Below are 13252 nucleotides of genomic sequence, written 5' to 3'. Positions count from 1 at the left end.
ATATTATTTTCTAATAAGCAATACAATCATATTTAAGGCGATATCGAAGAATACAATTTTAGCATTTGCATTTTGTCCGATATCACGCAATGCCTTATTTAGTAAATTTGAAATATCAATGATATTGGCCTCGTTGATGAATCTTGCAAAATTCTTAGAGAAGTTCTCTTCATTTTGCGTCATATAGATCAGTTCTGGCTTTTGAAAGTTGTACATGAAGTTTTCTCGGACCAACCTGAGGAAATACTCTAACATTCTTTTTTGTTTCTCACGTCCAAAAGAAGTTACAGCTTCACTCCATTTTTTAAGGTCATGGATATTTCTCATATATGACAAGCGCATAAGCATGATAAACATGTCGAGGAACTGATTATTTTCATTTCCAGCGTCTAATTCCTCCAAGGCCTTGTTCCAATTACCGTTAGCGAATCTTGCTATTCTGTGTGCAGAGTCACCATCGATGCCCCTTCGTTCGACAAGTGCATTTTCCAGAGCCTCGTTATCGATTTTCTTGATCTCAAATCGCTGAGTTCTACTTCTTATCGTTTCCAGCAACTGGTCAGGATGTTCGCTGACAAGCATAAAGATTGTCTGATGAGGCGGTTCTTCCAATAGTTTTAATAACTTATTGGCAGCAGTTCCATTCATACGCTCAGGCAACCAGATGATACTGATCTTGTAACCACCCTGGCTTGATTTCAGACTAAGTTTTCTGGATATTTCATCACTTTCTGCTCCTGTGATGACCGCCTGCTGGTTTGCAGCCCCCATTTGTGTCATCCATTGCTCTAAAGAAAAGTACGGCCCCTGCATGAGTAGTTCATGCCACTCCTTGGAGAAGTCATCACTTATAGGTTGATGGTCACTAGTGAAGGAAGGAAGTTTTATAGTTGGATATGTGAAGTGTAGGTCTGGGTGCTCCCATTTTTTCAGCATCGCTTCAGCCTGACGATTATTACCCTCGTCATCGCGTTCTCCTAACAGATAGGATGCAAAAGCCAAAGCAATAGCGATTTTACCAGATCCCTCAGGACCCGTAAACAAGATAGCGTGCGGAATGCGCTGCTCCTCTGCTAAATCGCGCAAAAGTTTTAATGCTTCTTTTTGGCCTATAACTTCACTAAATTTCATGCTTCTCGTATATCCTTGTGAACGTTTATAATCTGTTTAAAATCTCCTTTACGCTGTCTACAGCAGATACTGTATAGAAGTGAACGTTCTTGATACCATGTTTGTATAGATCCTCTATTTGGTGAGTCGTCCATTCGATGCCCAAGCTTTTGGCTTCCTCGTCAGTTTTGCATTTGAGAGCCTCCGTAGCCAATTCTTCTGGATAATCGATATGGAAAGTCTTTGGTACTATTGTCAGTTGAGACAGTTTCGCAAAAGGTTTTATGCCAGGGATGATAGGAATAGTGATTCCCATATCCCGAGCTTTATCTACAAAATCAAAATACTTCTGGTTATCATAAAACAACTGTGTTACAGCGTATTGTGCCCCTAAGTCTTGTTTCTCTTTCAGGTGGATCAAATCCTGTTCAAGGTTAGGAGCCTCTTCGTGTTTCTCAGGATAGCATGCAACGCCATAATCGAAATGGTGTCCAGGATGCTTGATAGGAGTTCCGTCAACGAAATATCCCTCATTGAATCGATTAATTTGTTCTATGAGTTCTGTAGCATGAGCATATCCTCCTTTGACAGGGGTGAAATGTTTGTCCTCATGAGCCTTATCACCACGAAGGATGAACAGATTGCTGATTCCTAAGAATTGCAAGTCGAGTAATTCATATTCTATATCATCCTTTGTAGCCCCACTGCAGATGATATGCGGAATGACAGGAATTCTATATTTGTTTTGTATAGCAGCAGCTATAGCCACAGTTCCCGGACGTCTGTGCACACGCCTCCTTTCAATAAGACCATTTTCCAACTCTTTGTATATGTATTCGCTAGAGTGGTTGGTGATATTGATGAATAAGGGATTGTAGTCCTTTAAAATATCGATAGTTTTAAATAAACTAGTGGTTCCGTTTCCTTTAAGAGGCGGTAACACCTCAAAAGAGAAATGCTTTTCAGTTTTATTGTTGTGTAATAATTCAAAAATGTTCATCTTTTATTAGTCCATTTGGTTGCAAATATACTAAAAAAAAAGATGAATCCTTTATTTTTAGTAAAAAAACTGTATCAGAGGATTTCTGTTAATTGACAGAATTGCTGCAAGCGAATAAGATGATTGTGGTCGTACTCATCAGTTACCTCATGTTTCCATTCTACATGGAACGGGATGTGGACAGCATAACCACCTAACTGCAATACAGGTTTGATATCAGATTTAAAAGAGTTTCCGATCATCAATAGGTTATTGATTCCTGTATCATGTTCTCGACATAGTTTTACGTATTCCTCTCGGGTTTTGTCCGAGACGATGACGACATCATCGAAATATTTTTCTAGTCCTGAGCGTTTGATTTTATTTTGTTGGTCAAGGATTTCCCCTTTGGTAAAGATGACCAAGTCATATTTGTCCATTCTTCTTATCTCATGGAGTGTCTTTTCAACCTCTGGGAGAGGTGTGCTCGGGAGTTTCAGAAGCGTTTTACTGAGCTCTATGATTTTCTGAATATCATTACCATTGATGTCCCCGTGACTTAGTTTTACCGCATTCTCTATTAAAGAAATAGTAAAAGCCTTACAACCATAACCAAGTAAATCCATGTTTTTGGTTTCTGTTTGGAACAAGGCTTCAGATATTTCCTGATAATTTCCCCATTTAGACAAAATTTCGCAATATTCTTTTTCTACTTTTTCAAAGTATGACTGACAATCCCATAAAGTATCATCAGCATCGAAAGCAATTAATTTTATGTTTGAAAATGCACTCATGATTAGGGAAAATGATATTTTAAAAAAATAAAAAAAAGCAACTGCATTACTGCAATTGCCTCTTCTCTCTCGAGTGGCTCGCATGGGGCTCGAACCCATGACCCTCACATTAAAAGTGTGATGCTCTACCAGCTGAGCTAGCGAACCGATCCCATCTTTCTTTCGAAAGCTAGACCTATGTAAATAGGTGATTTTTTAAATCGAGTGCAAAGGTACATCTTTTTTTTGAAACTCCCAAATTATTTGCGACTTTTTTGCGAATAATCTTCATTTTTTCTCAATTTCCTTGTCTAGATGTTCCTTGGTTACATATCTTTGCCAATAAGCCATAATCAAAGTTGTTAACGGTAAGGCAATGATCAAACCGATAAAACCAAGTATAGCTCCCCATACTGATAAGCTTAACAACAAGATGGCAGGGTTCAGTCCCATTGCTTTTCCCATGACCTTTGGCGTCACGATCATGTCTATGATAATTTGCACGATGCAGAATACCAAGACAGCCGAACCGAATACCATCCAGAAATTCTGTCCCGTGTCTGCAGCTTTCAGTACCGCGAGGAAAGCAGTTGGGATAAGTGCGAATGTATGCAGATACGGTACGAGGTCTAGTATTCCGATCAATATTCCCAAGCCAATAGCCATAGGGAAACCGATGATTGTAAATCCGATGCAGAACAGTATACCCATGATGAGTGCGATGACACCCTGTCCTCTAATATAATTATTTAGCTCACGCTCTACGTCACTTGCCAGTTCGTGCCAGAAAGGACGGTTCTTCTTAGGAAAGATTCTGATCCAATTGGATGTCAGATACTCATAATCCATGAGGATGAAGAACATATATAATAAGGTGATGAGCGAAGCGATGATACTGATCACTACATTTGCAGTTTGCCCGACAACAGCGAAAACCTTAGGCATGGCAGTCTTCAGCGTGTCGCTAAAGTCCTTGCTTTTAAGGAAGTTCTCAATCAGTCCCTGGTTTTCCTGAATCCAGTTCTGTACGAGTCCCGTGATGTTATTGGTGTGAGCAGTATGATGCGCCCAATTGGAAAGTATGTCGCTGAGTTTTGCAAACTGGTCAATCATAGGAGGAATGATGAGATACATGATTCCCGCAATGACACCGATGACCCCAATCATCGTTATGATGATAGCGATGGCACGTATTTTGACATGCATCTTGAATTGTACAAACTTAACGATAGGATATAATAAGTAAGCCAAGAGCCAGGCAATAAAGAACGGTAGCAAGACATTGCTTAGGTAATTTACCATAAACAACACGGTCAGTATCAATAGTGTGATTCCGATCCATCGTATTAGTTTATCAAAAGTAATTTTCTGTTCCATATCCTACTTGGTATTTTGTTTCTTTTCAGCTTCAATAGCCTTTTGGTAACATTCCCGGCAAAGAGGTTCGTATTCATCTTTCTCACCTAACAAAACGCGTTTATTGTTTTTTACCAAACGGTGGCTCACATAGGCGAGGGCACCACATTTCACGCAGATGGCATGCACCTTGGTTACCTCGTCGGCAATAGCGCAGAGCGCAGGTATAGGTCCGAAAGGATGCCCTTGATAGTCCATGTCAAGTCCTGCGATGATTACTCGAACGCCTCGATTTGCCAAGGTATTACATACGTCAATCAAACCGTCATCCAGAAATTGAGCCTCGTCAATACCGACGACATCAATATCATCAGCAAGCAGCAATATGCTAGAAGATGAATCGATAGGAGTGGAATGTATGGCATTATGGTCATGGCTGACGACATTTTCCTCAGAATAGCGTATGTCGATAGAAGGCTTGAAAATCTCAACCCTTTGCTTGGCAAACTTAGCGCGTTTCATTCTTCGAATGAGTTCTTCTGTCTTACCAGAGAACATCGACCCGCATACCACTTCAATTCTTCCTGGACGGTGTACTTCTCCTATTAAATTTTCCATCATATTCGTTTGCAAAGGTAGTGTAAATCGTATATAAAACAAAATAAAAAAGCGGAAAATCATTCGACCTTTTAAAAATTGCAAAGAAATTACAGAATATTTTGCACCTTACGAATATTTGTCTACATTTGTATGCTATATGGGAATATTGTATATTGTTCCTACTCCGGTAGGTAATATGGAGGACATGACACTTCGCGCTATCCGAATATTAAAGGAAGCCGATCTTGTTTTAGCTGAGGATACTCGTACTTCGAGTGTTCTATTAAAGCATTTTGATATAAAAAATCATTTACAGGCTCATCATAAGTTCAATGAGCATGGCACAACGTTGAGAGTTATAGAAAAATTGAAAGCGGGACAGACAGTAGCTTTGATTAGTGATGCAGGAACACCGGGTATCAGCGACCCGGGATTCTATCTTGCCCGTGAAGCAGCGAAAGAGGGTATTGTTGTGCAGACATTGCCGGGTGCAACGGCTTGCATTCCTGCTATCGTATCATCAGGATTACCTTGTGACAGATTTTGTTTTGAAGGATTCTTGCCTCAAAAGAAAGGCAGAGCCTCTCATCTGGAATCTTTGAAGAATGAAACGCGGACAATGATTTTCTATGAATCTCCCTATCGTGTGTTAAAAACTCTGCAGCAGTTTGCCGAAGTTTTCGGCGAAGACCGTCAGGTAAGTTGCTGCCGTGAAATTTCCAAAATTCACGAAGAGAGCGTGCGAGGAACTCTGGCAGAAGTGATACAACATTTCACCGAAGTAGATCCAAAAGGTGAATTTGTTATCGTTTTAGCCGGAAAAGATCCGAAAGTTCTGAAAGAAGAACTTAAGGAGGAGAGGAGAAATAGAAAACAGAGTAAGAACTAAAATAAATTTAATTATGAGAAAGTTATTGCTAATTGCCTGTCTGTTTACCTTGGCTTTGACAGGATGTAAGAACAACAAGACCGCAGACCTTGCTGGTTTAGCCCAGAACGATTCACTTAATAAGGTTATCGCTCAAAAGGACAATGAAATTAATGATATGATGGGTACCTTCAATGAGATAGAGGAGGGATTCCGTCAGATAAACGATGCTGAAAACCGCGTAAATTTGGCAAAGAGTGGTGAAGGCGCAAATCGTTCTCGTATGTTGAAAGAGAATGTGCAGTTCATTGCTAAGCGTATGCAGGCCAATCGTGAATTGATTAACAAACTACGTGAACAACTCAAGGGCAGTAGTCTCAAGGGTGAGCAGTTTAAGAAGGCTATTGAGAACTTGCTTAAGGAGTTGACAGAGAAAGATAAGCAACTTCAGAAGTTAAGAGAAGAACTCGATTCTAAGGATATTCATATCTCAGAACTCGATGAGACGATCAATAATCTGAATACTAATGTAAGTAATTTGAATAATGAGAGCGCTGCGAAGAGTCAGATGATCAGTCAGCAAGACAAGCAGTTGAATACCGCTTGGTATGTATTTGGTACCAAGAAGGAACTAAAGGATCAGCACATTCTTGAGGGCGGTAAGGTTCTTAATTCAAGCTTCAACAAGAACTACTTCACCAAGATTGATATTCGTGTCGACAAGCAGATCAAGTTGTATTCTAAGAGTGCAAGATTGCTTACAGCACATCCATCAAGTAGTTATACATTAACTCGTGATAATAATAAGCAGTTTGTTCTGACGATTACAAATCCTCAGTTATTCTGGAGTACCAGCAAATATTTGGTTATCTTAGTAAAGTAAGAGGATAGAATAGTTTTTGAGAAAAGAGAAATCGGACTTTATTGTTTGTCCGGTTTCTCTTTTTTTTGTTTGAAGAAAAGGAGATTTCTTTATTGATAGATTTGTAGTCTCAAGAGATTTTAACGGTTAATTAATTTAACATGATATCCATAAATGTTAAAATAAAACATGTCGACTTTTCTCGTCATCTAGAGAATGTATGGTCACTTAACTCCTCAAAAATATAAGATTTTTCTCTCAATTACGTATTTTTCTGTCTTTTGTTATATGCGTTTGCCAACGCAGTTAACTGCATAGGCTGATGAAGTTAACTTCGTATGGTCACGCAGTTAACGACGTAGGCTGATATAGTTATATGCATTTGGTCAAGAAAAGGCATATTGAGCCATTTTTTAGCAGGAAAAATAAAGTGCTAAGTTGTAATTACCTGATAGTCAAAATGTTATAAAATCTTTGTGCTTCTGATATTCACAATCATCCGATTATAAAAAGTGAATTTGTGAATTATGAGCACATTCTAGTGATGGCAAATTAACATATAAAAAGTAATTTTAACGCGCCTGAATTCAAATTGATAATGCAACAAATCCAGATGTCAAAAACATTATCTTCTTTCCCTAAAGAACCTCTGCATCAGTTCGCGGCATTCATCCTCAAGAACACCGGAAACGATTTCTGTTTTAGGGTGCATAGCATGAGGAGCATACTCCCGGAATCCCCTTTTGACGTCAGGAGCACCATATACCACTCTTGGAATTTGCGCCCAACCTATGGCACCCGCACACATGATACAAGGTTCTACAGTAACATACAATGTGCAGTCGGTGAGATATTTTCCTCCTAGAGAATCCGCAGCAGAAGTAATAGCCTGCATTTCTGCATGGGCGGTGACATCGTGCAGGGTCTCGGTGAGATTGTGGGCTCGAGAAATGACCTGACCTTTGCAGACAATAATAGCTCCAATAGGAATCTCTCCTTCTTGATAGGCATTTTCGGCCTCTATGAGTGCCTTACGCATGAAAAATTCATCTTTTTTCTGTTGATTCTCCTGTTCCATAATTTCTGTTATTTCTGCAAAAATACAAAGAAAACTTTGATGATGTAGCAGAAAAATCGTATTTTTGCATGTCCAATGACTTGAATGATATGGCACAACATAATGAAGAAGGCGTTTGGGGAGAAGATGAGGCCGCACACTATCTTGAATCAAAAGGATATAGAATATGTGAGCGAGACTGGAAATGTGGAAAGCGAGATATCGATATTATTGCTTTGACTCCAGACGACAAAATCATGGTCTTTATAGAGGTGAAGACACGTAGTACCAATGACTATATAAATCCTATAGAGGCTGTAGACTATCGAAAAATCCGTAATCTAGGATGGGCTGCGGATACATATATACGACAATATAATATAAGTAATGAAGTGCGTTTTGATATTATCTCGATAGTAGGTGTAAAACCTATGATAGACAAGATAGAACATATTGAAAATGCCTTTAATCCTTTATTGTTATAAAGATGAAAGTTGAAATTATAGAACTGCAGGAAGTTGATTCTACCAATAATTATTTGACGAAGTACAAGTCTGCAGATCAGGCAGATTTGGTTGTTGCCGTTGCTGATTACCAGAGTGCCGGTCGTGGTCAGGGAACAAATCGATGGGAGAGTGAGCGTGGTAAGAATCTACTTTTTTCCATGCTGATACACCCCGTAATGGTACCTGTGGCTCGTCAGTTCCTTCTATCGATGGCAGGTGCTTTGGCCTTGAAGATGGCTATCGGCAGTTATGTAGACGACATCACCTTGAAATGGCCAAATGATATTTATTGGAAAGACCGAAAGATCAGTGGCACACTTATAGAGACTTCCTTAGGTAACGGACATATCAAGAATTGTATCTTTGGTGTCGGGATAGATGTCAATCAACAAGAATTCAAAAGTGATGCACCTAATCCTGTATCTCTTCGACAGATCTTAGGACATGATGTAGACCGGAAAGAATTATTGGACAAAGTCATCAAGGCTTTTGAGAAGTGCTATAGTCTGGTGGTAGAGGGAGATTATATCGACCTTACGGCTCTCTATCACGATTCCCTGTATCGCAAGCATGGATTTTGGAAATTCCGTGATGCAGATGGCGAATTTGAGGCCGCAATAGTAGAAGTAGAGGATAACGGTCATCTAATCTTACGAGACCGTGAAGGCGTGATGCGAGAATATGCTTTCAAGGAAGTAGAATTTATTATATAAAAAACAAGAATATGGCAAGATTTAAGAGAATTCTTCTGAAACTTTCAGGAGAGAGCTTGATGGGAAATCAAGGCTTTGGAATAGATCCCGACCGCTTGTCGGATTATGCAAAGCAAATCAAGGAAGTTCACGAGATGGGTGTCCAGATAGGAATCGTTATCGGTGGTGGTAACATCTTCCGTGGATTGAGCGGCAGTCAGAAAGGTTTTGATCGCGTAAAGGGTGATCAGATGGGTATGTGTGCTACGGTGATCAATTCTCTGGCTTTGAGTAGTGCCCTAGGTGCTTTGGGTGTTAAGACCAAGGTGCTTACCGCTATCCGTATGGAACCGATCGGTGAATTCTATAGCAAGTGGAAAGCCATCGAAGCTATGGAGGCTGGTTACGTTTGTATCTTCTCTGCCGGTACAGGTTCACCATATTTCACAACAGATACAGGTAGTTCTCTGCGTGGTATCGAAATAGAAGCAGACGTCATGCTTAAGGGTACACGTGTAGATGGCATCTATACTGCCGATCCAGAGAAAGATCCTTCCGCAACGAAGTTTTCTGATATCACTTATGATGAAATCTATACACGCGGATTAAAGGTGATGGACCTTACAGCAACAACGATGTGTAAGGAAAACAATCTTCCTATCTATGTCTTCAATATGGATGTATATGGTAATTTGAAGAAGGTCATGGATGGTGAAGAAATTGGTACATTAGTACATAACTGATCAACGGAATAAAATAAACGACAATGCCGGTCTGCTATATTTATTTAAGGTATAGACGACCGGCATTGTTTTTGAATGTTGGGGATAGTTCATCCCACTCCTAAGAGTTCAACTTCAAAGATCAGAGTTGACCCTCCGGGAATTCCAGGTTGAGAGAACTTACCATATCCCATTTCTGCAGGAATATATAATTCCCATTGGTCTCCGACGTGCATCTTCTGCATGGCAACTATCCAACCGTCTATCAAGTCACTTAACCGCATAGCAAAAGGAGTACCTCCTCTGCTCGAATCAAATTTTTTTCCATTGATCGTCCATCCCGTATAGTGGGCTGTGACGATACTGCGACGTGAAGGTTGAGGACCGTTAGGGTCTCCCGATTTTAAAACCTTATAATAGATGCCCTGAGGGAGAGCCAGTACCCCTTCTTCTTTAGCTTTTTCCTCAAGCCAACGTTTGTTGGCTATGATATAATCCTTTTTTGCCATGTGTAGTATAATATTTTTGGCAAAGATAATGATAATAATCAAATTTTTTTGTAATTTTACATGCAAAATATATATTGTAATGCTTAAAGATTTTTTTATCGTAGGTTTGGGTAGCTTTTTCGGCGGAGGATTAAGATTTCTGGTTTCAAAACTGATTCAGACAAGTGCAGTATTTCCATTCCCTTTTGCTACATTTCTTGTGAATATCCTTGGATGTTTCTTTATTGGTTTTCTGTCGGGCTTTTCTTATTCAGGAAGATATCTGACCCCTACGATAAAAGTGTTGCTGACGACAGGATTCTGTGGCGGTTTTACTACATTCTCTACTTTTATGAACGAAAGTGCATCGCTTATGAAAGAAGAAAATTATTACCTCCTCATACTATATCTTTTCGGTAGTATGCTGGTAGGTATGTTGGCAGTTCTTGCAGGTCATTTTCTTTCTAAGACATTTGCTTGAACACCTTGTACACTTCATGAAACAAGAGAGGATCGTTCTTGTATAAAAGAACGAATAGAGTGTAAAAAAGCACTAATATCGTAGTGTGAGAAACAAATCATATAGAGAATGAAACGTTTCATAAAGTTCATTTTGATAATTTTGATTAACTTTGCACCAAAACTAAGACCTAAAAATTATGCAAAAGTTTTGTTTGATGGGCAAATGTGTAGTTGCTCTATTTTTATCAGTTTTGAGCTATCATGCTCAAGCCGCATGCGATGAAGTGATAACCATTCCTTCTGATGCCGTTGTTGCCTCTACGGCAGAACCTGGTAATCAATTTCCTAAAGTTGATAAAAACCATCGTGCATATTTTCAGCTTTTTGCTCCTACTGCAAAAGATGTTAAAGTAGACATCTGTGGCAAGAAATATGATATGCAGAAAGACGAAAGAGGTTTTTGGACAGGTTACACAGATCCTCTTGTCGTAGGATTCCATTATTATTTTCTTATTGTGGATGGCGTCTCTGTAGTAGATCCAGCTAGTGATACCTTCTTTGGTTGCAACCGTCAGGCAAGTGGCATAGAGATACCAGAAGGCTCAGAAGGAGATTATTATCGTCCACAGATGAATACTCCGAAGGGTCAGGTGCGCTCATTTCAATATTATGCGAAGTCAACAGGCGAATGGCGTCGCGCGATGGTGTATACACCTGCTGATTACGAAAAAGGAAACAAACGCTATCCAGTATTGTATCTCCAACATGGAATGGGAGAGGATGAAACAGGTTGGTCAAAACAGGGATTTATGCAGAATATCATGGATAACCTAATTGCCAAGGGAAGTGCTGTTCCTATGATTGTCGTGATGGAGAGCGGTGATGTAAAGGCTCCTTTTAATTTCGCATCAGGTGCAAGTAATACTGCAGGTAATAGTCAATATGGTGCTTCTTTCTATAAAGTACTGATCAATGACCTTATTCCTACAATAGATAAGTCTTTCCGTACGATGACAGATCGCGATCATCGTGCCATGGCAGGATTGTCATGGGGTGGTCATCAAACTTTTGATGTCGTATTCACACATCTTGATCTGTTCTCATACGCAGGTGCTTTTAGCGGTGCAATCTTTGGACTTGACGTGAATAAAACCTATGACGGAATATTTTCCCGTCCAAAGGAGGTGAATGCAAAGTTGCATTATCTGTTCCTTGGATGCGGAAGCGAAGAGAATATTGGTACTGCACAACTCGTGAAGAATCTTCAGAATGCAGGAATCAAATTGGATACCTATATCTCTCAGGGTACCCATCACGAATGGCTGACTTGGCGCAGATGCCTGAACCAGTTCGTTCCACACCTTTTTAAATAATATATATAATAAAATAAAACCAAATCATTCATGAAAAATTTAATATTGAGTTTAGCTCTGATGCTTTCTGCTTCGGCAAATGCACAAAACCCAATTATTCCAACTCGTTATACTGCCGATCCGGCCCCATTGGTCGTTAAGGATACGCTTTATCTGTATGCTGATGTTGATGAACCTGGTGCAGATTTCTTCTGGATGTACCAATGGAGAGTTTATTCTACTACGGACATGGTAAACTGGACAGACCACGGAGAGCTCTTGGGACTGGATAGTTTTACCTGGGCGGATGATCGTGCATGGGCTACCCAATGTTGTGAACGTAATGGAAAATACTATTGGTACATTTGTGCCCATTCTAAGTTGTCTGGTGGTATGGCAATAGGTGTTGCTGTAGCCGATAGTCCTACAGGACCTTTCAAGGATGCGCTGGGCAAACCTCTCTATGATGACGGAAAATGGGATAATATAGATCCTACCGTTCTTGTTGATGGAAAGAACGCTTATCTCGTATGGGGTAATCCGGAGATTCATCAAGCTAAACTAAATGATGATATGGTCAGTTTCGATGGTGACGTTACTCTTGTCAATCAGAATGAAAAGAGTTTTGGTGCACCTTCGCCAGCAAATCGTGTGAAAGGTAAGAAATATAAGGACATCTATACAGAAGGACCTTGGCTTTCTAAGCGAGGTAAAAATTATTATCTACTTTATGCAGCTGGTGGCGTACCTGAGCATATTGCTTATTCGATGAGTAAAAAACCGTTAGGCCCTTGGACTTATAAAGGTACCATTATGCCTCAGCTGAATACTACTAACTCATTTACGAATCATTGCGGAGTGGTAGATTTCAAAGGCCATAGCTATTTCTTCTATCATACGGGAAACCTTCCTGGAGGAGGCGGATTTGACAGAAGTACAGCTATCGAAGAATTCAAATATAATGCGGATGGTACTTTCCCAACGATTATGCCGACAAAGGAAGGTGTAAAACCTATCGCAACATTTGATCCGTTCAAACGGGTTGAGGCTGAGACAATAGGTGACTCTAAAGGTGTTACTACAGAACAGAATGACAAGGATGGTGTGTATGTAACGGATATTAAGAATGGTAGTTGGATAAAAGTTCGCAATGTAGACTTGAAGAATGGCGCTACGAATATTTCTGTTCAAGTAGCGAGTGCATCTCAAGGTGGATATATTGATGTCTATGCAGATAGTATCAGTAAAACTCCTCTGACAGTTATTCCAGTTGCTAAGACTGGTGGTTGGGAATACTGGACCGTACTGAATTCTGAACTACGTAATTGTCCTTCTGGCGTACATGATATTATCTTTGCCTTCAGAGGTCAGAAAGGTAGAAAGCTGATGAACTTCAATTGGTGGGAAATGAAATAATAATGTTTT

The 13252-nt window shown here is 39.8% G+C and carries 14 protein-coding genes, 1 tRNA gene and 1 pseudogene; 8 read left to right on the top strand and 8 right to left on the bottom strand.

The window, feature by feature from the left end; all coding sequences use genetic code 11:
* Positions 1–3 precede the first annotated feature (3 nt).
* The 6 genes from K333_RS0105455 to K333_RS0105430 all read right to left on the bottom strand — a co-directional run bounded on the left by K333_RS0105455 (position 4) and on the right by K333_RS0105430 (position 4839).
* Entirely contained in the window at positions 4–1131 is a 1128-nt protein-coding gene (locus K333_RS0105455) for a DNA polymerase III subunit (RefSeq protein ID WP_024989684.1), read from the bottom strand.
* 25 nt (positions 1132–1156) lie between these two features.
* On the bottom strand, positions 1157–2110 hold the full coding sequence (gene metF, locus K333_RS0105450) for a methylenetetrahydrofolate reductase [NAD(P)H] (RefSeq protein WP_027452429.1): 954 nt from the start codon (positions 2108–2110) through the stop codon (positions 1157–1159).
* A 74-nt stretch (positions 2111–2184) separates the two neighbouring features.
* Positions 2185–2883, bottom strand: coding sequence for an HAD family hydrolase (locus K333_RS0105445; RefSeq protein ID WP_024989683.1), 699 nt, complete (start codon positions 2881–2883; stop codon positions 2185–2187).
* Between the two features lie 74 nt (positions 2884–2957).
* Positions 2958–3030 (bottom strand) — tRNA-Lys (locus tag K333_RS0105440).
* A 120-nt stretch (positions 3031–3150) separates the two neighbouring features.
* On the bottom strand, positions 3151–4239 hold the full coding sequence (locus tag K333_RS0105435; protein ID WP_024989682.1) for an AI-2E family transporter: 1089 nt from the start codon (positions 4237–4239) through the stop codon (positions 3151–3153).
* Between the two features lie 3 nt (positions 4240–4242).
* A complete protein-coding gene (locus K333_RS0105430; protein ID WP_024989681.1) occupies positions 4243–4839 on the bottom strand; it encodes a thymidine kinase in 597 nt (198 codons plus the stop codon).
* A gap of 136 nt (positions 4840–4975) precedes the next feature.
* On the opposite strand from K333_RS0105430, the gene rsmI reads away from it, so the two are divergent.
* Positions 4976–5707, top strand: coding sequence for a 16S rRNA (cytidine(1402)-2'-O)-methyltransferase (gene rsmI / locus K333_RS0105425; RefSeq protein ID WP_024989680.1), 732 nt, complete (start codon positions 4976–4978; stop codon positions 5705–5707).
* A 13-nt stretch (positions 5708–5720) separates the two neighbouring features.
* Positions 5721–6569 (top strand): Cbp1 family collagen-binding glycoprotein adhesin, encoded by an 849-nt coding sequence (locus tag K333_RS0105420; RefSeq protein WP_024989679.1) that lies wholly within the window; start codon positions 5721–5723, stop codon positions 6567–6569.
* Between the two features lie 604 nt (positions 6570–7173).
* On the opposite strand, the gene K333_RS0105415 is transcribed toward K333_RS0105420, so the two are convergent.
* A complete protein-coding gene (locus K333_RS0105415) occupies positions 7174–7626 on the bottom strand; it encodes a nucleoside deaminase (RefSeq protein ID WP_027452427.1) in 453 nt (150 codons plus the stop codon).
* A gap of 89 nt (positions 7627–7715) precedes the next feature.
* Between K333_RS0105415 and K333_RS0105410 the strand changes: the two genes are divergently transcribed.
* From K333_RS0105410 to pyrH, 3 genes are read left to right on the top strand one after another with little or no spacing between them, the layout of a single operon-like run.
* A complete protein-coding gene (locus tag K333_RS0105410) occupies positions 7716–8090 on the top strand; it encodes a YraN family protein (protein ID WP_024989678.1) in 375 nt (124 codons plus the stop codon).
* 2 nt (positions 8091–8092) lie between these two features.
* A complete protein-coding gene (locus K333_RS0105405) occupies positions 8093–8824 on the top strand; it encodes a biotin--[acetyl-CoA-carboxylase] ligase (RefSeq protein ID WP_024989677.1) in 732 nt (243 codons plus the stop codon).
* An 11-nt stretch (positions 8825–8835) separates the two neighbouring features.
* Positions 8836–9546, top strand: coding sequence for a UMP kinase (gene pyrH / locus K333_RS0105400; protein WP_027452426.1), 711 nt, complete (start codon positions 8836–8838; stop codon positions 9544–9546).
* A gap of 89 nt (positions 9547–9635) precedes the next feature.
* Here the strand turns inward: pyrH and K333_RS0105395 are convergent, their stop codons facing one another.
* Entirely contained in the window at positions 9636–10034 is a 399-nt protein-coding gene (locus K333_RS0105395; RefSeq protein WP_024989676.1) for an FKBP-type peptidyl-prolyl cis-trans isomerase, read from the bottom strand.
* Between the two features lie 79 nt (positions 10035–10113).
* Here K333_RS0105395 and crcB point away from each other — a divergent pair, with 79 nt between their 5' ends.
* From crcB to K333_RS0105380, 3 genes and pseudogenes are all read left to right on the top strand, one after another.
* Complete coding sequence (gene crcB / locus K333_RS0105390; protein WP_024989675.1) at positions 10114–10494, top strand: fluoride efflux transporter CrcB; 381 nt, start codon at positions 10114–10116, stop codon at positions 10492–10494.
* A gap of 268 nt (positions 10495–10762) precedes the next feature.
* Positions 10763–11848, top strand: a pseudogene (locus K333_RS0105385) (alpha/beta hydrolase-fold protein); the annotation flags it as partial.
* 30 nt (positions 11849–11878) lie between these two features.
* Entirely contained in the window at positions 11879–13243 is a 1365-nt protein-coding gene (locus K333_RS0105380; protein WP_027452425.1) for a glycoside hydrolase family 43 protein, read from the top strand.
* The last annotated feature ends 9 nt before the right edge of the window (positions 13244–13252 follow it).

Source organism: Segatella albensis DSM 11370 = JCM 12258 (assembly GCF_000426565.1).
GTDB classification, from domain to species: domain Bacteria; phylum Bacteroidota; class Bacteroidia; order Bacteroidales; family Bacteroidaceae; genus Prevotella; species Prevotella albensis.
Note: the sequence above shows the minus strand (reverse complement) of the source record. Positions and strands in the feature narration are given on the sequence as shown.

Coding starts and splice junctions, on each gene's coding strand:
- K333_RS0105410 (WP_024989678.1), top strand. CDS start 7,716: ATGGCACAACATAATGAAGAAGGCGTTTGGGGAGAAGATGAGGCCGCA.
- K333_RS0105445 (WP_024989683.1), bottom strand. CDS start 2,883: ATGAGTGCATTTTCAAACATAAAATTAATTGCTTTCGATGCTGATGAT.
- K333_RS0105430 (WP_024989681.1), bottom strand. CDS start 4,839: ATGATGGAAAATTTAATAGGAGAAGTACACCGTCCAGGAAGAATTGAA.
- crcB (WP_024989675.1), top strand. CDS start 10,114: ATGCTTAAAGATTTTTTTATCGTAGGTTTGGGTAGCTTTTTCGGCGGA.
- K333_RS0105405 (WP_024989677.1), top strand. CDS start 8,093: ATGAAAGTTGAAATTATAGAACTGCAGGAAGTTGATTCTACCAATAAT.
- rsmI (WP_024989680.1), top strand. CDS start 4,976: ATGGGAATATTGTATATTGTTCCTACTCCGGTAGGTAATATGGAGGAC.
- metF (WP_027452429.1), bottom strand. CDS start 2,110: ATGAACATTTTTGAATTATTACACAACAATAAAACTGAAAAGCATTTC.
- K333_RS0105455 (WP_024989684.1), bottom strand. CDS start 1,131: ATGAAATTTAGTGAAGTTATAGGCCAAAAAGAAGCATTAAAACTTTTG.
- K333_RS0105435 (WP_024989682.1), bottom strand. CDS start 4,239: ATGGAACAGAAAATTACTTTTGATAAACTAATACGATGGATCGGAATC.
- pyrH (WP_027452426.1), top strand. CDS start 8,836: ATGGCAAGATTTAAGAGAATTCTTCTGAAACTTTCAGGAGAGAGCTTG.
- K333_RS0105380 (WP_027452425.1), top strand. CDS start 11,879: ATGAAAAATTTAATATTGAGTTTAGCTCTGATGCTTTCTGCTTCGGCA.
- K333_RS0105395 (WP_024989676.1), bottom strand. CDS start 10,034: ATGGCAAAAAAGGATTATATCATAGCCAACAAACGTTGGCTTGAGGAA.
- K333_RS0105415 (WP_027452427.1), bottom strand. CDS start 7,626: ATGGAACAGGAGAATCAACAGAAAAAAGATGAATTTTTCATGCGTAAG.
- K333_RS0105420 (WP_024989679.1), top strand. CDS start 5,721: ATGAGAAAGTTATTGCTAATTGCCTGTCTGTTTACCTTGGCTTTGACA.